The organism is Sphingobacterium arenae (genome assembly GCF_014692505.1).
In the GTDB taxonomy this organism is placed as follows: Bacteria; Bacteroidota; Bacteroidia; order Sphingobacteriales; family Sphingobacteriaceae; genus Sphingobacterium; species Sphingobacterium arenae.
Window position 1 is genome coordinate 338991 of sequence record NZ_JACNYK010000003.1, and the last position, 21645, is coordinate 360635.

17 protein-coding genes are annotated in these 21645 nt (G+C 40.8%); 7 read left to right on the top strand and 10 right to left on the bottom strand.

What is annotated here, in order from left to right; translation table 11 throughout:
• Window positions 1–50: 50 nt before the first annotated feature.
• Window positions 51–1274 carry an MFS transporter gene (locus H8B17_RS13720; RefSeq protein WP_190309786.1) on the top strand — a complete coding sequence of 408 codons (1224 nt, stop codon included), beginning with the start codon at window positions 51–53 and terminating at the stop codon, window positions 1272–1274.
• Between the two features lie 328 nt (window positions 1275–1602).
• Here the strand turns inward: H8B17_RS13720 and H8B17_RS13725 are convergent, their stop codons facing one another.
• The 3 genes from H8B17_RS13725 to H8B17_RS13735 are packed head-to-tail and all read right to left on the bottom strand — an operon-like array spanning window position 1603 to window position 3929.
• Entirely contained in the window at window positions 1603–2226 is a 624-nt protein-coding gene (locus H8B17_RS13725; protein ID WP_190309787.1) for a uridine kinase family protein, read from the bottom strand.
• A gap of 22 nt (window positions 2227–2248) precedes the next feature.
• The gene (locus H8B17_RS13730) at window positions 2249–3172 is read right to left on the bottom strand and encodes a DPBB and LysM peptidoglycan-binding domain-containing protein (RefSeq protein WP_190309788.1); all 924 of its coding nucleotides are present in this window, start codon (window positions 3170–3172) and stop codon (window positions 2249–2251) included.
• Between the two features lie 10 nt (window positions 3173–3182).
• Entirely contained in the window at window positions 3183–3929 is a 747-nt protein-coding gene (locus H8B17_RS13735; RefSeq protein ID WP_190309789.1) for a hypothetical protein, read from the bottom strand.
• Between the two features lie 23 nt (window positions 3930–3952).
• Here H8B17_RS13735 and H8B17_RS13740 point away from each other — a divergent pair, with 23 nt between their 5' ends.
• The gene (locus H8B17_RS13740) at window positions 3953–5317 is read left to right on the top strand and encodes an NfeD family protein (RefSeq protein ID WP_223816564.1); all 1365 of its coding nucleotides are present in this window, start codon (window positions 3953–3955) and stop codon (window positions 5315–5317) included.
• A gap of 21 nt (window positions 5318–5338) precedes the next feature.
• Here H8B17_RS13740 and rlmF read toward each other — a convergent pair whose 3' ends face one another.
• Window positions 5339–6244 carry a 23S rRNA (adenine(1618)-N(6))-methyltransferase RlmF gene (gene rlmF, locus H8B17_RS13745; RefSeq protein WP_190309790.1) on the bottom strand — a complete coding sequence of 302 codons (906 nt, stop codon included), beginning with the start codon at window positions 6242–6244 and terminating at the stop codon, window positions 5339–5341.
• A gap of 272 nt (window positions 6245–6516) precedes the next feature.
• Between rlmF and H8B17_RS13750 the strand changes: the two genes are divergently transcribed.
• Entirely contained in the window at window positions 6517–7293 is a 777-nt protein-coding gene (locus tag H8B17_RS13750) for a TIGR02757 family protein (protein ID WP_190309791.1), read from the top strand.
• Here the strand turns inward: H8B17_RS13750 and gap are convergent.
• The 6 genes from gap to H8B17_RS13780 all read right to left on the bottom strand — a co-directional run bounded on the left by gap (window position 7244) and on the right by H8B17_RS13780 (window position 15205).
• Window positions 7244–8275 (bottom strand): type I glyceraldehyde-3-phosphate dehydrogenase, encoded by a 1032-nt coding sequence (gene gap / locus H8B17_RS13755; RefSeq protein ID WP_190309792.1) that lies wholly within the window; start codon window positions 8273–8275, stop codon window positions 7244–7246. The two genes, H8B17_RS13750 and gap, sit on opposite strands and share 50 nt — an antisense overlap.
• A complete protein-coding gene (locus H8B17_RS13760) occupies window positions 8275–8859 on the bottom strand; it encodes a peroxiredoxin family protein (protein WP_190309793.1) in 585 nt (194 codons plus the stop codon). Before H8B17_RS13760 ends, gap begins: the two co-directional genes overlap by 1 nt.
• Before the next feature lie 148 nt (window positions 8860–9007).
• Window positions 9008–12013 (bottom strand): protein translocase subunit SecDF, encoded by a 3006-nt coding sequence (secDF, locus tag H8B17_RS13765; RefSeq protein WP_190309794.1) that lies wholly within the window; start codon window positions 12011–12013, stop codon window positions 9008–9010.
• 209 nt (window positions 12014–12222) lie between these two features.
• Window positions 12223–13245 (bottom strand): LLM class flavin-dependent oxidoreductase, encoded by a 1023-nt coding sequence (locus H8B17_RS13770; RefSeq protein ID WP_190309795.1) that lies wholly within the window; start codon window positions 13243–13245, stop codon window positions 12223–12225.
• 4 nt (window positions 13246–13249) lie between these two features.
• Window positions 13250–14344 carry an NAD(P)-binding domain-containing protein gene (locus tag H8B17_RS13775; protein WP_190309796.1) on the bottom strand — a complete coding sequence of 365 codons (1095 nt, stop codon included), beginning with the start codon at window positions 14342–14344 and terminating at the stop codon, window positions 13250–13252.
• An 81-nt stretch (window positions 14345–14425) separates the two neighbouring features.
• Window positions 14426–15205: an NYN domain-containing protein gene (locus H8B17_RS13780; RefSeq protein ID WP_223816565.1), complete on the bottom strand. Its 780-nt coding sequence runs from the start codon at window positions 15203–15205 to the stop codon at window positions 14426–14428.
• A 228-nt stretch (window positions 15206–15433) separates the two neighbouring features.
• On the opposite strand from H8B17_RS13780, the gene H8B17_RS13785 reads away from it, so the two are divergent.
• The 4 genes from H8B17_RS13785 (at window position 15434) to H8B17_RS13800 (ending at window position 21644) form a co-directional block, all read left to right on the top strand.
• Window positions 15434–16009, top strand: a complete 576-nt coding sequence (locus tag H8B17_RS13785; RefSeq protein ID WP_190309797.1) for a Crp/Fnr family transcriptional regulator — start codon at window positions 15434–15436, stop codon at window positions 16007–16009.
• Window positions 16010–16065: 56 nt separating this feature from the next.
• Window positions 16066–16503 carry a carboxymuconolactone decarboxylase family protein gene (locus tag H8B17_RS13790; RefSeq protein WP_190309798.1) on the top strand — a complete coding sequence of 146 codons (438 nt, stop codon included), beginning with the start codon at window positions 16066–16068 and terminating at the stop codon, window positions 16501–16503.
• A gap of 317 nt (window positions 16504–16820) precedes the next feature.
• Complete coding sequence (locus H8B17_RS13795; RefSeq protein ID WP_190309799.1) at window positions 16821–18008, top strand: FecR family protein; 1188 nt, start codon at window positions 16821–16823, stop codon at window positions 18006–18008.
• Between the two features lie 231 nt (window positions 18009–18239).
• The gene (locus tag H8B17_RS13800; RefSeq protein ID WP_223816566.1) at window positions 18240–21644 is read left to right on the top strand and encodes a TonB-dependent receptor; all 3405 of its coding nucleotides are present in this window, start codon (window positions 18240–18242) and stop codon (window positions 21642–21644) included.
• Window position 21645: the final 1 nt, after the last annotated feature.

Consider the following 21645-nt stretch of genomic DNA (forward strand, 5'->3'; position numbering starts at 1 on the left):
TGTAATAAATGGAAAAGATTGTAAATTGTACGCTTCAACACTAAACTATTATGGAAAGTAAACCTAAACCTGGTAAAGTTTGGCTACTGGTCTTGGTGGCATCGCTTGGCTATTTTGTAGATATTTATGATTTAATTATTTTTTCTATCGTCCGCGTACAATCGTTCAAAGATATTGGTATTCCGAAAGGGCAAATGCGATCGGATGGGGAGTTTGTATTGAACATGCAAATGGCAGGATTACTGCTTGGCGGAATAGTATGGGGTGTCATAGCGGATAAATTTGGACGATTGAAAGTGCTGTTCGGATCTATTTTACTGTATTCATTGGCTAACATATATAACGGCTTTGTTCAAGATGTAAACACGTATGCATGGGTTCGTTTTGTTGCAGGTATAGGTCTGGCGGGAGAGTTAGGTGCAGGTATTACATTGGTAAGCGAAAGTATGGATAAAGAAAAACGTGGGTACGGTACCATGATTGTGGCGGCATTAGGTGTGTTGGGAGCAATTTTAGCCTATTATGTTTCCGAATGGTTTGACTGGCGGACAGCCTATTATGTCGGTGGTGGAATGGGACTTTGTCTTTTGTTATTGCGTGTCGGAACGTTTGAGTCGGGGTTGTTTAAAAAGAAAGACAACCAGAAAGCTGTAAAGGGAAGTCTGCTGATGTTATTTAACAAGAAAGAGCGTTTTCTTCGGTATTTATATTGTCTTTGTATAGGGTTGCCTATTTGGTTTGTTGTTGGTGTTTTGGTTACGCAAGCTCCTGAAATCGGTCTCGCTTTGCAGAGCGAAACACCGTTAAGCGCGGGGAAAGGAGTGATGTTTACTTACTTAGGTATTTCATTAGGTGACGTACTTGCTGGTTTGTTGGCGCAATGGTTCAAGTCCAGAAAGAAAGTCGTCTTCATGTATCAGATATTAATTGTCTTATTCTCCGTGTGGTATTTATCCAGCACGGGATTGTCGGAAAGTAAGTTTTTGTTACTGGCGTTTCTATTGGGGATTGGAGTAGGCTATTGGGCTACGTTTGTTACGATTTCTGCCGAACAGTTTGGTACAAATCTGCGTGCAACGGTGGCGACCACAGCACCAAACTTCGTAAGGGGCGCTCTCATTCCATCGACACTTTTGTATGGCTGGTTGGTGACAAAAATGGGGATACTTTACGCAGCTATTGCAGTTACGGTTTTATTATCTGTTATTGCAATTTTCGCATTGACTAGACTGGAAGAGAGTTTTGATAAAGATCTAAACTATATGGAAGAATAGCACGTAAAACTATCCTTTGGGACACTTCTTACAGCGTTTGCCCCGTTTATATTTTTTACAACATTTTTTAAAGACACAACAACCTAAATCGGGATTGCAGTTTATTCCCTTTTTTATTTCATCAAGAAAGTGGTTCCCATCTTCCGTGTAAAATTGTGGGTTCATTATCTTTTCCATTGCGAATACAAAGATAGTTGTTTAGATTGAATTTAAATAGTTTTCGTTAGAACAATGTTCTTTAACCGAAATGAACCCAGCATAAATTACATTTCACTGTTTTTTGTTTCTAAAGGCGTTTAAGAGCTTGCTTAGTTCAAGTTACTGCCAATTATGCAGGTTTAAGTCCAGTCGAAATTTCCCGGGCTGCATCATCAATGATTTTCGGGTCATTGGCATTATTGATAATAACCAAATCGCATTTTGATTTAAATGGAACCAAATATTGCTCATAAGCTGGGATGACATGATTTACCCATTTATATATGACATCATCGTGATCGTATCCTCTTTCGATGAGATCTCGTCGCAATCTTCTTTCCAATGCGACTGATTCTGCTGCGTCGAGGAAAATTCGATAATCCAATAGTTCATTCACTTCTTCATAATGAAAAATAAACAGTCCCTCTACAACCAGGATCGGCGCCGGTTTGATTTCGAGCATTTTAGGGATAGTGCGTGGGTTATTGAAGGTATATTCCTTTCGATACACCGTATGTCCACTGAAAAGCTGTTTTATATCGTGAAAGAAAGATTTCCGGTTAATAGCGGAGGGTAAGTCGAAATTATATAAGCGATTTTCTTCTTTTGTTTTCGTGTTCGCGGGAATATAGTAGTCGTCTTGCGATATAAGTGTAATCTGATCTGGGCGGAAGTGGTCGAGAAAGCGTTTTAGAAAAAATGTTTTACCCGACCCGCTGCTACCCGCAATACCAATAACGTATGGCTTATTCATATTTCTAACTTCTTAAATATACCTATTGTAAAGGTACCCCATAAGCTATTTCAATCAAGAACCTTCTATCAAGTGCACCGATATAAGCGGCAGCTGATTTTGAGAGTACGACGATGGCATCTTTTGTTTCGGCCGTATCGGTGAATTTTCCGACTACTTTGGCGTATGTAACATTTCTCGTCATCGGATTCGTTATTTTTAAAATGGTGCCGATAGGAGCGGTTTTGTGAAGTGCTAGATTACTTTTACCATCCGTTTCTAGGTCATTAATCCATACGCCGATGCCCTTTTCTTGCTTTTCGCGAATACCATATCGATTCGCAGCAATAATTTGTTCCGGTGTTAACTCCGTTGTGGATGATGTATCAATAGCAATGGGTTGTTGGGGAACTTCCGGAGCAGGCTCGCGATAATCTGCATTCGGAATTTTTAAGGTAATACCTTCTCGGAGGGAATCTGATTGGAGATCGTTCATTTTCTTGATCGCCTCTACCGTTGTCCCAAATCTTCTAGAAATTGCATATAAAGTTTCCTTTTTACCTACTTTATATTCCGTCAATACCTTGTTTTGTTTTTGTTCTTGCTGGCGGGATGAGGGGACTGGTTTGGGAGAAACAGTTGTCGTCAATTTTCCCTGTCGGCCGGTAGGAATTTTTATTGTATCGCCGGGCCTAAGATTCTTTTTGTTGTTCACCTCCATGATACGATTTACAGGGATTTTGTAGTGACGACTCAGTGCATAATAGGTTTCTTTTTGCTCTACGCGATGGATAATATTTATTTCGTCATTTATGATTTCCACTCCGATGGAGTCTGGCGAAAGAAATGTGGTTGCAGTTTTAATTATATGGTAATCAATGGGTTTTGCTGTCAAGAAAAAAGGGGAACATATTATTCCCACGACACCTAATTTTATGGTGGTCGAAAAAGCTTTTGTTTTTCTCATATATTTACAATTATACTAAATACGAAACAATTCTTCGTTTATTATACGACATTAAAAATATTTGATTTTCTATCTGAAAATACGGTTGTGGAATCATTTTCGGCATATCTGATAATAAACATACTGTCATCAATAATTTGGAGTTATTGGAGATCGAAAGGTTTAAATTATACCGTTCATTTTCTTTGATATGGTATGACCACAGTATATTATTTTCTGCGCGGCTAATCCAGGGTCGATCTTCTATCGCTATATGTTGGAGGTAGGTGGGGAGAACACCACTATAAGGAACTGGCATTTTGATAGCTCCGCAATATTCTTTTATTATTCCCGTATCGGGGGTCTTTTTTAGTGTTTTTATATCAATATATTCCTCAAAGCCGCTTTGGAAATTACGATGTCTAACCTTTATCGTATCACGATATGTATCTATCCAAGTATATTCTTGCCAAAGACAACGGGGGGTACCGCCGCTATCTATAAATAATATACCCTCTTTCACTGGCTGCGTATCGCCTACGCGTTTTAGAATCAGCGTATGATGTTGGATCGCCTCCAATGTCCATTCCTTCTCATCAATTTGTTTATGTTTTAACACTTCATTGCCTTCGAAATCAAAAATATAAAGTATAGCACACGTAGATTCCGTATCTCGAAGTTCTATGGCGATTTGTTGTGTGGCCGCATCGGCTACAATTTTCCAAATTTGATAAGGAAAGTCTTTTTCAAATGTTTTAAATGTTGTATATTTAGTCATTACTAGAGCAAGAATATTAATTCATGAAGAACAAATTTACGAAATCCTTCTTTGCTTTTCTTCTTACTTTTTTTGCTATGCTATCGTCGGCATCTGCACAAAAAATATATAAGGTCGACATCAAGGAAGATATTGGTCCAAACGCATGGCGAACGGTGAATTTGGCACATCAGAAAGCAACCGAATTAAGTGCTGAAATGTTCTTGATAGAATTAAATACATTCGGAGGAGCTGTAAATTTTGCGGATTCTATACGTTCTAAGCTTTTAGGATCGAGTATGCAAACCATCGTGTATATTAACAACAACGCAGCTTCCGCCGGAACATTGATATCACTGGCCTCGGATAAAATTTTTATGCAAAAGGGTGGCAGTATGGGCGCGGCGAGCGTCGTAAATCAAAGTGGAGAGATTATGCCGGAAAAATACCAGTCTTATATGCGGGGGTTGATGCGCGCAACAGCCGAAGCCAAAGGACGGGATCCTAAAATAGCAGAAGCTTTTGTAGATCCGGAAGTCTCCGTTCCGCAATTGAAGCCTGACGGGAAGCTGTTAACGTTAACTGCCTCAGAAGGAGTGAAAGCTGGAGTCGTTCAAGCCGTGGTGACAGGTGTAGGAGAAGTGTACAAACAGGTTGAAAAAGGCGATCTTGAGGTGGTGCAGCATCATATCAGTGTAGTGGATCGCATCATTGCTTTTTTAATTAATCCGATGGTCAGTGGTTTCTTAATATTGGGTCTTATCGGTGGTATTTATTTTGAACTACAAACACCCGGAATTGGCTTCGCGTTAGTAGTCGCCGTAATATGTGGTGTGCTATTTTTCGCACCGCTATATTTGCAGGGGCTTGCAGACCATTGGGAAATCGCGATATTTATCGTAGGAGTCGCACTACTGCTGTTAGAAGTATTTGTTATACCTGGATTTGGTATAGCAGGTATATTGGGAATTATCTGTGTACTTTGCGGTCTTGCTTTTTCGATGGTGGACAACAACTTTTTTGATTTTAAATTAGCCAAACCAGGATTATTGATGGAATCATTTTTAATTGTAACGGGTGCCATGGTGCTCTCTATTATCTTAATGGTTATTTTTGGAAAAAATATCCTGAAATCGTCTGCCTTTAGGCGATTAGTGCTCCACGACGAGCAGAAGGCCGATGTAGGGTATACCTCATCTCCACACAAAGCAAATCTGCTTTATAAAAATGGTGTGGCCAGAACGGTTCTAAGACCAGCAGGTAAAATAGAGATTGATGGGGTATGGTACGATGCTGTTGCGCTTGATGGGTTTGTCGATGCGGGAGAGGAGATTTATGTTGAAAAACATGAAAATTACAATCTTTTCGTACGTAGACTAAAAGACAAACCGGGACAGCGTGATGTGTGAGGGGTGAAAATCCCCCTTACACTACCATTTCCACGCTAAGATACGAATTGCCTTTTGTCCTTGTGTCGTGTTGATGATTTCAATTTTAGACGCTTTGTTGTATTCCAATACAGCGATGAGGGGTTTTAGGTTTTCTTTATTGGAAATCAAACTTGTTATCCAACCCAATTGTTTTTTGAAATGCATGCTCTCATTAATCATATCGCGAACGAATTTTCTTTCTCCACCTTCGCACCATAATTCATTAGGATATCCACCGAAGTTCTGTATGGGAAGAATTCCCTTATTTTTGTGCAGGTTGTGGAATTTTTTACTGGTCTTTTGCCAATTTTCTTCTCTCGATTTATAAAAAGGAGGGTTGCATACAACCAAGTCAAAGTAATCGTCTTTACGCAGAATCCCCTCAAAAATATGCGTTTTATTTTCCTGTAATTGCAGGGTGATCTTTTTAGATAGCCCGCTGTTTGTTTTAATCAGTGATTTACCGTGATTTAATACCGTGATATCGATATCTGTGGCAAGGAAGCTCCAACCATATATCCGTTCCCCTAAGATCGGATATATGAGTGAAGAACCTGTTCCAATATCCAAAACATTGATTTGCGGACCAATGGGTATCGTACCGCTATTATCAGCGGCAAGCAGATCCGCAACATAATGTATGTAGTCTGCCCTTCCTGGAATAGGAGGGCAAAGGCTATGTTTCAAAATAGACCAATTTTGAACGTTATAGTAAGCTTTCAGAAGTGCTCTGTTGAGCTCAACTACAGCTTTAGGATTAGCAAAATCGATAGATATCTTGTCAAACGCGGTTTGGATAATATGATCTTTCAATGCCGGGTTTGCCGCCTCTAGCCTGGAAAAGTCATAACCAGCATGATGTATATTTCTGGGATGCAATATATTCTTCTTCTTCTTAGAATCCATATACGTGTAATTTAATGCAAAGGTAGTGCTTTTATATATTCTTTTTTCCTTCAAAAAAGAATCAAAAAAATCGTCGCTTAAAAATTTTAAAGGGATGGGTAATGCTAGAAGAATATTCCTACATGTTTCAAAATTTTTGATGCGACCTTTAATGATAAAAGGGAGATTGGTGCATTAAGCGCATGGCCATTATTTAATCCGGTCGTTGGTCAGATAATAAACCCGGAAAAGGGTATCTTTATCAGCAAATTAAAGCATAAATATTCAAGCACATGGCAGACTTCGACCTGAAGCAATTTTTAGACGACAAAGTAAAAGCGTTTAACCAACCCACATTTATTGAAAATGATCCTATATGTATTCCTCATTTGTTTACCAAAAAGGAAGACATAGAGATTATGGGTTTTTTCGCGGCTATTTTGGCTTGGGGGCAGCGGAAGACAATCATTAACAAATGCAACGAACTCATCGATCGCTTTAACGGTGAACCTGCGAATTTCATTATAGGGCATGAGGAGCGAGATTTAAAGAGTCTTTTAGGCTTTAAGCATCGCACTTTTAACGACACCGATCTTCTATATTTTGTTTCTTTTTTACGTTTCCATTATAGACATTTCAATTCATTAGAGGATGCTTTTTTGATTGGTAATCAGGAAAGTACGAGCTTTACAATAGAACGAAGCCTGAATGAATTTAAAGCATATTTCTTTTCTTTGCCCGATTACCCTATCCGCACTAGAAAACATGTCAGTTCCCCCATACAGAAATCCAGTTGCAAACGTTTAAACATGTTTCTGCGTTGGATGGTTCGTAAAGACGATAAGGGAGTGGACTTTGGTATATGGCACCGAATAAAGCCGCGGGACCTTATCTGTCCGTGTGATGTGCATGTCGAACGCGTAGCCCGTAAATTTGGATTGATCACTTCGGATAAAGTTAATTGGAAAACCGCAGTGGAACTGACGGAAAATTTAAAACGCTTTGATCCCCATGACCCTGTTAAGTATGATTTTGCACTGTTTGGTCTTGGTGTGATAGGCGAACTTTAACCAGTATATCGACCAATCTGTTCGAGTAACCAAATTCGTTGTCGTACCATCCTACCACTTTTACCAAACCACCAACAATGGAGGTCAGCTGCGCATCAAAAATGCAAGAAAAGGGGTTGTTGATAATGTCGACAGAGACGATCGGATCTTCTGTGTAATAAAGAATGTCCTTTAGAGCACACCGGGCTGCATCCCTAAATTTAGCATTGATTTCTTTTACCGTTGTCTGGTTCTTTAGCGTACAGGTAAAATCAGTTAAGGAGCCATTAAGTACAGGGACACGTATACCTGCTCCTCCGAGCTTACCATCGAGATGTGGGAACACATTGGTAACCGCCTTTGCAGCGCCTGTTGTCGTCGGTATAATGGAAGAAGATGCTGCCCGCGCTCTGCGCAAATCCCGATGAGGTGCGTCATGCAGGTTCTGGTCCCCCGTCATAGAATGTACCGTCGTGATATAACCATCCTCAATCCCCCAATTTTCGTCTAAGATCTTAACCAGAGGGGCAACATTGTTCGTCGTACAAGAAGCATTCGAAAATAGCGGAGTATGCCAATTGAATGTTGTGTCGTTTACACCTAAAACGACTGTTGGAACTTCTCTGTCAGATGATGGTGCGGAGATGATGGTCTGTTTTGCTCCAGCTTCAAGATGGAAAGAAGCTTTTTCTTTCGTCGTGAATACACCCGTTGATTCGATAACTACATCTATATTCAGCCGATCCCAAGGAAGTTTTAAAGGCTCTTTTTCTTTTAATATCCGAATAGATTGTCCCTCGATAAAAAGATGCGCTGCATCATGAGATACCGCAAATGGAAATGGTCCGTGGACAGAGTCGTATTTCAGCAAATGCGCTAAGGTTGTCGGATCCGTTAAGTCGTTGATAGCAACAACCTTGATTTCATTTTGGAGACCTCGCTGATAAATATTACGTAAAGTATTGCGCCCAATTCTTCCAAAACCATTGATTGCGACATTCATTATTTTGTAAACTCAGCAATGACAAAATTAATATCTTTTTCTCCGTCCCAATTATTTTTCAATACACCGTTGGATCCATATACATAATTTGCTGGAAATTGTGCGGGTACGTGGATTTTTTGGATAAATTCTTGATTTCGGTCGTAAAGTACCTCTACGTTTGGTTTGTCAACGAGCTCTTTACCAAACGTTTCTAAAAAAGAAGCCATCAACGCCGGGTCATTCATCGATATAAAATACAGGTTGACATTTTTCAGTTTTTCATAATTTTTCGCTAAAAGCTCCGTTTCTTGCTGACAATGACCACAGCTAGGATCAAAAAGGATAAATACAGTGTTTCGGTTGGCGGGTATATCTGCATTTGTGAAACCGATGCCTGATTTAACCCTATAAAATTTAAAGTCTGGCAATTGGGGGGCAGCCTCTTTAGCCATTGGTACGGCCGGTTGGGGAGTCGTAGCAACTTGTTGTTGACTTGTTTGTTGCTTTGGTGAATGTTGTGCATTTGTCGTGTTGTTGTTTTGTTGACAAGCACTAATCAAAGCCAGTGAGCCGATAACAAGACTTATGGATATGTATTTCATGAAATATACCTTTTAGAACCTCAAAACTAGGAAAAATAATAACAATCAGCTAGTCCTATCAATTAAATGATAAAAAAATGATGATGAAAAGAAAAGGTCTCTAATTGCTCAGAGACCTTTCGATTATGCGTTAACTAGTTAGAGTATGTTATGGTGTAACAACTTTTACTTTTTCCGGTTTTTCTTCGGTAATACTTTTACCTTTTCTAAGATCGTAAACCGACGGTGCGGCAAGGAAAATCGAAGAATAAGTACCTACAATAATACCGATCAATATCGCGAAAGAAAATCCTCTAATGACCTCTCCGCCGAAAAAGAACAACACCGCCAACACGAAAATAATCGTTAACGAGGTAATAATTGTACGACTCAAAGTCGAGTTAATGGCACTGTTAACCGTCTGCCCAAAGTATTCTTTGTGTGCATTTGGTTTGTTTAAATACTCTCTTAGTCGGTCAAATACAACTACCGTATCATTTACGGAATAAGCAACAACGGTCAAAATTGCTGCTACAAAATGTTGATCGATATCTAAAGAAAAAGGAACAATACCATCCAAAATCGAGAATAGACCCAATAGAATAATCGCATCGTGGATAGTCGATATAGCTGCACCAATAGAATATTGCCATTTGTGAAAACGTACCAAAATATAACCAGCAATAATCAATACCGAAAATATACCTGACCATATAGCCCTGTCTTTTATATCCGTAGCGATACTAGGACCAACTTTTTGCGAAGAAAGAATTTCATAACTATTCCCCTCTATTTTTGAAAGTCCCTCGTTCAATTTAGCTAATACCTCCGCGTCAGCCTCATCACTTGTCTCTGATACATGATACGTAGTTGTAACACGTACTTGGTTTTCACTGCCGAATGTTTTTACTTCGGTTGTCAAACCAAAAGTTTGGTCTAGGTTTTCGCGTACTTCTTCCAAATTGACAGCCGCGTCATAAGCCACTGTATAGGTACGTCCTCCGCTAAAATCAACTCCTAATGTGAAGCCTTTCGTGAATATTGCGATCAGTGCTAAGATAGAAGCAACGATAGAAATACCGTAAAATATTTTCCGTTTTTTGATAAATTGGAAATTTGCATTTTTCAAGGTATTTGCAGACCAAGGAAACGATACAGAGACTTTCCAATCTTTCGAGAGCATGTATTCGAAAATCAAACGTGAAATAAAAATAGACGTGAATAACGACGTAACGATACCAATCATCAACGTAGTAGCAAATCCTAAGATAGGACCACTCCCGAAGAAAAATAAGACAAGACCTACTAAAAATGTAGTTATCTGCGAGTCCAAGATAGAGGGCATGGCATTCTTATAACCATCGGCAATAGCTTGTCGGATAGATTTTCCTAATCCTAATTCTTCTCGGATACGTTCGTATATCAGTACGTTGGCGTCTACTGCGGTTCCCATCGTCAATACGATACCCGCAATACCCGGTAAGGTGAGTACGGCATTTAAGGAAGCCAAAATTCCCATCAGGAAAAACACGTTAAATAATACCGCAATGTTAGCCGCTATACCCGCGCGGTTGTAGTAAGCAACCATAAATATCATCACTACGATAAGGGCGATAACAGAAGAGTTGACACCAGCATCAATAGCTGCCTGTCCTAATGATGGGCCTACAATTGCTTCTTCTACAATTTTTGCCGTCGTTGGAAGACGACCTGCTTTTAACACGTTAGCTAAGTCTTTTGTGTCTTCAATAGTGAAATTACCAGATATGGAAGAATTTCCGTTCGGGATTTCCTCGTTTACACCAGGAGCAGAGTATACAACACCGTCTAATACAATGGCGATGGCAGCATTATTGTTCTGTGCCGCTTGTGCTGTAATCTTACGCCACTGCCGAGCACCCTCGGTGTTCATGCTCATCGATACAACAGGACGATTGTTTTGATCGAAATCATCGCGTGCGTCGGTAACGACATCACCCGTTAATACAGCGCCATTTTCAGGTCCTGAGGTTTTAATGGCGTATAAGGAGAGGAAATTAGGCGTTCTTTGTTCTGGTTTTACTGCCCATAAGAATTTTAAATTCCCAGGGATGTTGGATTTTACTTCCGGACGATTTAAGTATTCATTAACACGAGCAGTATCTTTCAGATTAGCAATACCGACCATCGCGCCCGGAGTTAGGTTTGGTTGACCATTTTGCTCCATGTAAGTAGCCGGATTCAAAACGGCGAACAAAGGATTACTTGCCGCTAGTTCCGCAGAGATTCCTGCCGTGTCTGTACTATCCTTGGGAGCCGCTCCTAGATTAGCTAATAGATTGTCATCATCAGAAACGCTGTCCTTCACCGTTGAATCTGCCCCAGCCAAAACCGGAGTAGAAGTCGAGGGGGATGTCGATTTCAATGAGCTAGCTAAAATATTGTTAAGGTTTTCCAATAACGGATAGACCTGATAATTATCATGTGTTTCGTAGAACTCTAATTTCGCTGAACCCTGCAGAAGATTACGAACACGCTGTTCATCATTGACACCCGGAAGCTCTATTAAAATACGGTTTGTTCCTTGTTGAATCTGAATGTTCGGTGAAGCTACACCAAATTTATCAATACGCGTACGTAATACTTTGAACGAATTTTCGATGGCATTATCGGCTTCCTTATTTAAGAAGCTACGCACCTCGTTATCGGAACTAGTCCCCTTTATAAATGCAGCATTATCTGTTGTTGCAAAGAAAGTAGCTAAAGGCGTTCCTGCTCCTAAAGATTTATATTCATCGACGAAAATTTCGACGACACCTCTATTTACGGACTTACTCTTTTGAAGAGCGGATTCGAGCGCTTTGTTAAAGTTTTCATCGTCGGGACTATTTGCCAAGTTTCTAATGAGTTCGTCCAAGGATATTTCCATGGTAACGTTCATTCCCCCTTTAAGGTCTAGTCCTAATGCCAATTCATGCGCTTTCGCCTCCCTATAGGTGAATTTCGCTATTCCTAAATTGTAAACCTCTTCACCAGCTACGGAATCCAAATACGCCTTTTCTTTGGTCATGTCGCCTTTGGCATATTCCGCAGCGTCTCGTTCTACTTTTCGTGTAACAAATGTGAATGATAGGGAATAGAGGCATGCTATTGACACCACTACTACCAAAAATTTAATCAGCCCTTTACTCTGCATTGTCTGTCTTCGTGTATTTGTTTGTAGTTTATATAATCTTACTTGCGATTTAGCTTAATAATACTTAACCAAGATTCGCAAAGGTATAAAAATTTTGTAGAAAGAAAATATATTCTAACACTTATACAAACAAAAATTACAATTGGACCGTTTCTACAACTTTTACTCAAAAACAGATGCGGATGACAAGGCATTGCCCCGTTTTGGCATCACCTCCATCCCAGTCCCGGGGCCACATGTTCCAAAATAGACGAAAGCACATGTACGTTGTAATCCGTACCGAGTGTATTGGGAATGGTCAAGAGCAAGGTGTCCGCCTCCTGAATAGCTTCGTCACCAGCCAAATCTTTAATCAATTGATCCGGTTCTGCAGCATAACTCCGCCCGAAGATAGCACGTTTATCAGGCTCAATCATCCCTATCTTGTCTTCTCTGTTTGCTTCATGTCCAAAGTAATATCGATCTTGATCATTCATCAAAGCAAAGATTGAACGACTTACCGAGATGCGGGGTTCCCGTTTATGTCCGGCTTTTTTCCATGCACTTTTAAACAGCCTGATTTGTTCCGCCTGTTGTATATGAAAGGGTTTTCCACTTTCGTCGTCTTTCAGTGTAGAACTTTGAAGATTCATACCCTTTTGTGCGGCCCAAATAGCCGTAGCATTCGATGCCGCTCCCCACCAAATACGGTCGCGTAAACCCACTGAATGGGGTTCTAACCGTAAAAGGCCAGGAGGGTTTGGAAACATGGGATTTGGATTAGGCTGTGCAAACCCTACCCCGTCCAATTTTTCCAAGAAAGCTAACCCCTTCTGCCGTCCCATCTCTGCATCTGTTTCCCCCTCGGCAGGTTTATATCCGAAATGCCGCCACCCGTCAATTACCTGTTCTGGTGAGCCTCGACTGATTCCCAATTGTAATCGTCCTCCGGAAATTAAATCCGCAGCTCCAGCATCTTCAATCATGTATAAAGGGTTTTCGTAGCGCATATCAATTACGCCGGTGCCGATTTCGATTTTATGTGTTCTGGCACCTATGGCTGCTAATAAAGGAAAAGGGGAGGCTAGCTGCTTTGCAAAATGATGTACACGGAAATACGCCCCATCCAGGCCTATTTCCTCTGCTGCTACCGCTAAATCAATAGATTGAAGTAACGTGTCGCTCGCCGTACGAGTAGCATATGTCGGGTGGTCGTCCCAGTGACCAAAGGACAAAAAACCTATTTTTTTCATGATTTTATATTTTTATTTCAATACCAATGGTTTCGATCAATTCTCTAGCCGCCGAACGTCCAGCACGGTTTGCTCCAATGGTGGATGCCGACGGACCGTATCCCACCAAGTGAATCCTAGGTTCTTTACTTACCATGGTAGCGAGCCTTCCTGTCATCAGGATCCCGCCGCCCTCCTCTCTAGGGAGTACTCCGTTCAGATGTTCTAAGTCGCCTCTGAAGCCTGTATTCCAAAGAATAACGTCTGCTTTCTCTTCCGTCCCGTCTTCCCATCTCACACCTTGTTGGGTAATCTCACTAAACATCGGCAAGCGTTTCAACGCGCCGCGCTTTTCCATATCTATTACCTCCGGGGATACAGGTAAGCCAGTTACGGACACGACCGATAACGGGGGGAGACCTTGCCTTACGCGGTTTTCTACCATGGCAACAGCTTCCGTTCCAGCTACATCGTCGAACGGTCCTTCTCTAAATAACGGAGGGTGTCGTGTAACCCAAGTTGTACTCGTTATTTTTGATATCTGATCCAATAACTGAATTGCCGAAATGCCGCCACCCACAATGATTACATGTTTATTCCGAAAGTCATCCGCATGTTTAAAATCTTTGGTATGTAGTTGTTTTCCCTGAAATAGATTTGATCCTGGATATTCGGGAATATAAGGATTCCCCCAAGTACCTGTTGCATTGATGATACCTAAGGAAGAGAATAATACGTTGGAGGTATCTATAAAAAAACGTCCTTGATTCAAAACGACCTTTTTCACCTTTAAAGGGCGATGCACCTGAAGTCCAAATTTTTTTTCAAAGAGATCAAAATAACGCGGAACTGCTCTATTGGCCTGTACTTCTGTTGCCTTATGATCTATTGTTTCGTCAAAAGGCATTCCCGGCAAATCATGTATTTTGTTGACGGTGCTTAATGTGAGAGAAGGCCAGCGAAATTGCCAAGCACCGCCTGAGCGTGGAGCTTCATCTATAATGATGAAATCTCGCCCGATTTCTAGTCCCAGCTTTTTTAAATGGTAAGCAGTTGAAAGACCCGCCTGACCCGCACCAATCACTGCTATTTTTGTTTTATAACGAATATTCTTTGCCATGAAAAAAAGTCTATTTGCGCCCTCCATCTTGGAGGCTCCTCCCCAAACTTAACCAATATGTTTTCTTTTGTTTCCTATACCTTATTTTAGCCGTAGGTAGATATGTTTTACGTGTTTATGACCACCTGCATCTCTCTCGTCAATTTCAAACTTATTGATGTATTTGACCAAATCATACAATTTATTAAATCCGTAATTACGAGGGTCAAAGTCTGGTTTCTTCTTCGAAATGAAGTTTCCCAAAGACCCAAGAAAGGTCCATCCTGTCTCGTCGGCTAAATCATCCACACTATTTATAATCATATTAATTGTTCGTTTATCCACCTTGTCAAGAGCTTCTTCGGCAGGTTTCGGCTTTACTTTAGTTATAGATTTAAGGGCAACTTTAGTCTCCGCTTCTTTTTCAACTGATTTCAGAATCTCAATATAAATAAACTTATTACAGGCGGCGATAAATGGGTGAGGAGTTTTCTTTTCACCTATACCAATTACCATCATGCCTGCTTCCCGTAGCCTGGTGGCTAACCTGGTAAAATCACTGTCACTGGATACGATACAAAATCCCGTGACTTTTTCTGAATATAAAATATCCATCGCATCAATAATCAATGCGCTGTCGGATGAATTTTTACCGGTCGTATAACTATATTGCTGAACAGGCGTGATAGCATTTTCCAACAATACATTTTTCCATCCGGAGAGATGCGCCTTTGTCCAGTCTCCGTATATGCGTTTTACCGTGGGAGTACCACTTTTAGAAATCTCTTCGAGCATTTCCTTTACATTGGCATAAGGCACGTTGTCTGCATCAATTAAAACAGCCAGTTTATGATCTATCATAGTTCCTATATAGTGTATCATGTAAATTTACTTTTTTTCCAATAAAAGCCGAATTCGGAATTAAATAAGATTTCAACATATTAAACTCAAATGCTATATTGGTATTTTTAAAAGACAAACCTTATGCAACTTTTTTTCAAGTTCCGCTAGACAGCGCGCCAAAAAACTTTGCACCTGTTTGCTATAGATTTTTATTCAACATACATCTACATCGTTTGCGATTAACAAAAAATATAAACTATCAAAAACATGGCATCTGAATTACTCCAACACCTTAGAAAATACGTAAAGATTGATACAAAGGATGAGTCCGATATTTCCCATTTTTTTCAAGAAAAAGCTTATGACAAAAAAGATATCCTAGTCGAACAGAATACAAGATGTAGATTCCATTTTTTTGTAATTAAAGGATGCTTAAGGATGTTTTTTCTCAATGAGAAAGGAGTAGAGCAAACTATACAATTTGCTATAAAGGATTGGTGGATAACCGACTATATGGCATTTGACCGCCAGACGAATACGAACTTTATAATACAAGCAGTTGAGCCCAGCGATGTTATTCAGATAGATTACGAAAATCAGGAAAAGTTACTACACCAATTTCCCCAACTAGAGCGCTACTATAGATTGATATACCAACGGGCATATTCAGCTCTACAACTCCGAACAAAATATATATACGACTTTTCAAGAGAACAGCTCTATCATCATTTTAACGACAGTTTTCCAGAATTTACACACAGGATACCACAGCATTTATTAGCATCTTATTTGAATATGACGCCCGAGTATTTAAGTGAAATAAAAAAGAAATCCAGGTCTTAAACCAGTTTAAGATTTTACTTAACTATATGCCGTATTTTTGTTAAAAAACAAAATCAATGGAAAATCGTATAGATATACAGAAGGTAGAGCCAAATGCTTACAAAGGAATGTTAGCACTAGAAAATTATTTAGCAAACACGAAACTCGTAAAAATTCATTTAGAATTGATCAAAATTCGCGCTTCACAAATTAACGGTTGTGCATTTTGTATCAATATGCATACCTCGGATGCGATGAAACGAGGAGAAAGTTCGCAACGAATTTTCTTGCTTAATGCTTGGAGAGAAACAGATTTGTTTTCTGAAGAAGAGAGGAGCATTTTGGCTATAACCGAAGAAGTGACGTTAATCAGCCAAAGAGGGTTAACGGACGCAACCTACAGAAGAGCTCTAGAGCTTTTTGATGAGAATTATGTCGCTCAGATAATCATGGCCGTCGTTACGATAAATGCTTGGAACAGAGTTGCTATCAGCACCAATAAGCCGTTAAGCTAGTTACCTGTCGTGAAAAATAAAAATCCTGAAGCGGGGAGCTTCAGGATTTTAACTAACTAACCAATTATAAACCTAATTATGAACTACAAATATAGTGTATATTGACCATATTCCGATATGCTTAGTGTGTTTTTAACACATATTAACAAAAGGTACGATCGCACATAGCAGATCGAATCCCCTTACTACAAAACACCTCCCGATTATCCCTTGCAAAGCAACAATCTCAGGCTTAGACCCCTTTAACAAAAAAAGTTAAATTTTTACTAAGATCTAAGCACATATGTCGTTATTAGAAATGTATAACCACCATAAACATGAAAGCGACATCAAAAATAGCCCAGCTTATTAAACGACACATGGACGGTGAAATCACTGCGGACGAACGCGAAGCACTTGAACAATGGCGTGGTGAAACACCAGAAAATGATGCGTTTTTTAAAATGCTCACCGAAGGTGATGCAATCTTTGAAGACGGGTTATCGTGGATACAAATAGAGCAAGAGCAGGGTGAGGATTGGCTTCGGGAACTAAAGGAACGAACGCTGAAAAGGACCAGTAAAGGCGTGACAGGTCGGTCCGCAAAGACTTACCTTTTTTATTTTGCCGCTGCCGCTGTGCTGTTGATCGCAAGTCTCTTCGGCTATTTTCAACTTAAGTCCCCCCTAATCGAAGAAAAAGAAATAAGTCTGTCTAGTATACTGGCCGGAACTAATAAAGCAAAGCTCGTCCTGTCCGATGGTAAGGAGATAGACTTGAGAAGTGATAAAGACGGTATTATCCTCGACGATCAGTTAACATACGCTGACGGCACCCCGCTATTAGCTGTCGATAACCATAAAGTTTCCAGTATTGAAGCCACCATCCATGTTCCTAAAGGGGGCAAATATAAAGTCACTTTATCAGATGGAAGTAAAGTATGGCTGAATGCCCAGTCAAAATTAATCTATCCACTTGTATTCAATGAGAGCCATCGCACAGTGACCTTGGAAGGTGAAGCCTATTTCGAAGTCGCAACAGTTGTTGAAGAGAATCAGCGCATACCTTTTGAAGTCGTTTGTCGAGATCAGAAAATTCTCGTCACCGGAACCGCGTTTAACGTATCTGCTTATGCGGATGAAACTCAAACCGTAACGACGCTCGTTGAAGGGGCAGTCAGTATAGAGTCCGCACAACAAAAGGTTCATTTGACGCCTAATCAACAAGCGATAAGTAGCATTGGAAATATGATAACAAAAGAAGTAGATGTACAACCTTTTGTTGCTTGGAAGGATAATAAATTTCTGTTTTACGAAACAGAATTGCGTGATTTAATGAGATCAATCAGCCGTTGGTATGCCATTGAAGTCAGCTACCAAGATCAGGTTTCACCCACCTATTTCTATGGAGAAATAGACAGGGATAAAAACCTCGCCGAGGTCATGCGGATCATCGAAAAAAGTGGAGTGAAATTTAAGCTCCAAAAAAGAGACGGTACGTCAAAATTAATAATTATGGAACAATAAACACGAACAAACAATGGAAAGAACAGATATCAAATATCCTCGATAAATAAAAGCCGAATCGGGTATCGCACACCCGAGTTCGGCCATTACGATTTGCTGAAAAGCGTCAATACAGATTATAAACTCTTATTCATTACCAAATCCTAATTGTACAAAAATATGATTTTTTTACAACATAATGATTATGGCAGGAGGCCTGCCTTTTCTAAAATCAGATACTGGATAATCCTTATGAAACTAACTATTTTCCTTACAGTATTGAGTGTTTTTAAACTCACGGCAAGCGGATTCGCACAGCATATTTCCTTAAAAGCGATAGATGTCCCGTTGATCGAGATCATGCAGTCAATACAAAAACAAAGTGGCATACCATTTTTACTAAACGGTAAGGATCTTGCACGTACCAAAGTTACTGTCGATCTTAAGAATGTCCCCCTAGAAAAAGGACTGATAACGATATTCAGAGAACGACCCATTACGTGGGAAATATCTGATGGTACTATAATTCTTCGAAATTCCAAAACAAAGAACAATCCTTCATCTTCCATAATTGCACAGCAAGAGCAGGTCGTAACGGGGCGTATTACCGACGAGCAGGGTATGCCGATCCAAGGGGCTTCTGTGCAGGTCAAAGATACCTCCGAGGGTACGATCACCGATGAGCAGGGGAATTTTTCTGTTATGGTGACTACGAACAGCATTCTTCGCGTATCTTCCGTTGGTTTCCTCCCGACAGAAGTGACCATCGACAATCAGGAAGCAATCCGCATAACCCTGAAAGCCAGCTTCGGCGATTTAGATGAAGTGGTTGTCGTCGGCTACGGCACGCAAAAGAAAAAATTGACGACCGGTGCGAGTGTCCATGTGAAAGGTGACGACCTTCAGAAACTGAGTACACCGAGCATATTGGAAGCATTACAGAGTCAATCCCCCGGCGTTCAGATTACACAAAGTTCAGGTATGCCCGGCGAGAGTTTTAAAGTTAATATACGGGGAATAGGGACTACAGGCAATTCTGCCCCACTGTACGTCATTGACGGTGTACCCGGTGGCGATATCAATATGCTCAATCCATCCGATATTGAAACGATCGACGTGTTAAAAGACGCTGCTTCCGCCGCCATTTATGGTTCCCGTGCAGCAAACGGTGTCGTGCTGATCACGACCAAGCAGGGCAGGGAAGGACGCACGGCTATACATTTAGATAGCTATGTCGGCTTCCAAAATGCCTATAAACTTCCCCCGCTTTTAAACGCCAAAGAATATATGGCTATACAAGATGAACGACGGTTCAACGAGGGGGGGAGTCCCTACGATTGGGCGACACTCATTCCTAAGCAATATGAGCAGATTATGAACGGCACCTGGAACGGCACCAACTGGTTTAAAGAAATACATAATGACAATGCCCTCCTGCACAATACATCCATCAATATGATAGGAGGGAACGAACAATCACGTTTTTCGATCGGATATTCCATAACTGACCGAACGGGTATAATGGGCGTTCCGGTAGAACCCAATTTCCAACGACATACCGCACGTATCAACTCCGAACATATCTTGCTCAAGAACGACGAATTTACGATCCTTAAATTTGGAGAAAATGTGAATTACGGATTCAACAACCGTTCTGGAATCGGGATTGGAAATATTTACTGGAATGATATACACAACATGTTAGTTGGCAATCCCCTGTTACCTGCTCGCAACGCAAGCGGTGGTTATTATGATCATGCTAGTAAAGTCGCCGACCAGTGGAACTTGGATGGTGCTACAGCAAATCCAGTAGCTGAGATGGACTACCGTCGCGGACAGAATTTAAGCAAGAGCCATAGTCTTTCAGCAAATGCTTATCTAGAAATCCAGCCAATAAAAGATTTAGTTTTCAGATCCAACTTTGGATACCGCTTAAACGCCTCTTCCTATCGACAGTACACACCTGCGTATGCACTTTCCACCACCTTGACCAATCCAATTGATGACATTAATCAAAACCAGGAACTGGGCTATAAGATTTTGTTGGAAAATACATTAAGTTACAAACTCCAACCACTCGACGGACATCAAATGGATATGGTTGTCGGCCAATCGATAGAAAAAAACGGTATCGGTGAGACCCTGAGTGTTGTCACTGCCAATTCCTCTTTTCCAGGGCAATGGGACAAAGCTTGGGTAGGCAATGGGCAAGGCTATGACGGTTTTATTCCAACGGTGGGAGGAATGCATCTACCCGAATTTAGGATTTCTTCTTATTTCGGACGGGTCAACTACAATATCAACGAAACGTATATGGCATCCTTGATTCTACGGTCAGATGCTTCATCCAATTTTGCAAGAGGCCACCGATGGGGATACTTTCCTTCGGCCTCGGCCGGTTGGATCATGACTAATGAAGAGTTCTTGGAAGACAATGGGTTTATGGATTTTATGAAACTTCGTGCCAGTTGGGGGCAAAATGGAAATGCAGACATTCCTCCTTTCCAATATCTACCGACCATCGCGATAGACGTTAGAAATGGATATTATTTCGGAAATAATAAGAACACACTTATCCGAGGAGCATATCCAGACGTCTCGCCTAGTCCTGACATCTCTTGGGAGACTTCAGAGCAACTCAATATAGGTTTTGACTCCCGGTTCCTCAATAACAGACTTGCTTTTGTTTTCGATTGGTATAAAAAATCTACCAAAGACTGGCTTGTTTTCGTACCGGTTTTGGCTACATACGGTACATCGGGGCGTTTTATCAACGGGGGAGATGTCAATAATACAGGGATTGAAATTGGATTGAACTGGAACGACACCAAAGGCGATTTTCGCTACAGCATCGGTATTAATGGCGCCTACAACAAAAATAAAGTGGTGCGTATCGCTAACGAAGAAGGAATTATTCACGGCGAGAGTGATGTGCTGAGTCAATCTACGCAGCCGATGTACCGTGCTCAAGTGAATTATCCTATTGGTTATTTCTATGGTTTTCGAACCGACGGTATCTTTCAGACCCAGGAACAGATTGAAGCACTCCGGGCAACTGGTCACGGCATTTTGCCAAATGCCCAACCCGGCGATGTTATCTTCGTGGACAACAACCGGGACGGCTCTATAACCGACGAAGACAAAACGATAATCGGTAATCCACACCCCGACTTCAGTGGTGGTTTAAATATCAATTTGGGATATAAAGGCATCGACCTTGCTGTTACCGCTATCGGTTCTTTTGGACATCAAATTGCAAAATCCTATCGTTCCTTTGCGGATAGCCCTTTGCAGAATTATACGACGGATATTTTCGAGCGGTGGCATGGCGAAGGAACCTCGAATAAATTACCTCGGCTCACCAGTGGCAGCCATACCAATAACCAGTACATATCCGATATATACATCGAGAACGGCGACTTTGTCAAAATACAAAATATCACTTTGGGTTACGATTTGCAGCAGATATGGAAGACATCACCTTTTAGTCAGACCCGGTTCTATGCCACTGTCCAAAATCCGTTCACCTTTACGAAATATAGTGGAATGGATCCTGAGATTGGATACGGTTATGATGCGCCCTGGGTTTCGGGAATCGACTTGGGCTTCTATCCGCAACCACGGACGGTGATGTTTGGTTTAAATCTCAAATTTTAAA

Excerpts from the sequence above, each read along its gene's own strand:
- H8B17_RS13720 (WP_190309786.1), top strand. The coding sequence starts at position 51 with ATGGAAAGTAAACCTAAACCTGGTAAAGTTTGGCTACTGGTCTTGGTG.
- H8B17_RS13725 (WP_190309787.1), bottom strand. The coding sequence starts at position 2,226 with ATGAATAAGCCATACGTTATTGGTATTGCGGGTAGCAGCGGGTCGGGT.
- H8B17_RS13730 (WP_190309788.1), bottom strand. The coding sequence starts at position 3,172 with ATGAGAAAAACAAAAGCTTTTTCGACCACCATAAAATTAGGTGTCGTG.
- H8B17_RS13735 (WP_190309789.1), bottom strand. The coding sequence starts at position 3,929 with ATGACTAAATATACAACATTTAAAACATTTGAAAAAGACTTTCCTTAT.
- H8B17_RS13740 (WP_223816564.1), top strand. The coding sequence starts at position 3,953 with ATGAAGAACAAATTTACGAAATCCTTCTTTGCTTTTCTTCTTACTTTT.
- rlmF (WP_190309790.1), bottom strand. The coding sequence starts at position 6,244 with ATGGATTCTAAGAAGAAGAAGAATATATTGCATCCCAGAAATATACAT.
- H8B17_RS13750 (WP_190309791.1), top strand. The coding sequence starts at position 6,517 with ATGGCAGACTTCGACCTGAAGCAATTTTTAGACGACAAAGTAAAAGCG.
- gap (WP_190309792.1), bottom strand. The coding sequence starts at position 8,275 with ATGAATGTCGCAATCAATGGTTTTGGAAGAATTGGGCGCAATACTTTA.
- H8B17_RS13760 (WP_190309793.1), bottom strand. The coding sequence starts at position 8,859 with ATGAAATACATATCCATAAGTCTTGTTATCGGCTCACTGGCTTTGATT.
- secDF (WP_190309794.1), bottom strand. The coding sequence starts at position 12,013 with ATGCAGAGTAAAGGGCTGATTAAATTTTTGGTAGTAGTGGTGTCAATA.
- H8B17_RS13770 (WP_190309795.1), bottom strand. The coding sequence starts at position 13,245 with ATGAAAAAAATAGGTTTTTTGTCCTTTGGTCACTGGGACGACCACCCG.
- H8B17_RS13775 (WP_190309796.1), bottom strand. The coding sequence starts at position 14,344 with ATGGCAAAGAATATTCGTTATAAAACAAAAATAGCAGTGATTGGTGCG.
- H8B17_RS13780 (WP_223816565.1), bottom strand. The coding sequence starts at position 15,205 with ATGATACACTATATAGGAACTATGATAGATCATAAACTGGCTGTTTTA.
- H8B17_RS13785 (WP_190309797.1), top strand. The coding sequence starts at position 15,434 with ATGGCATCTGAATTACTCCAACACCTTAGAAAATACGTAAAGATTGAT.
- H8B17_RS13790 (WP_190309798.1), top strand. The coding sequence starts at position 16,066 with ATGGAAAATCGTATAGATATACAGAAGGTAGAGCCAAATGCTTACAAA.
- H8B17_RS13795 (WP_190309799.1), top strand. The coding sequence starts at position 16,821 with ATGAAAGCGACATCAAAAATAGCCCAGCTTATTAAACGACACATGGAC.
- H8B17_RS13800 (WP_223816566.1), top strand. The coding sequence starts at position 18,240 with ATGAAACTAACTATTTTCCTTACAGTATTGAGTGTTTTTAAACTCACG.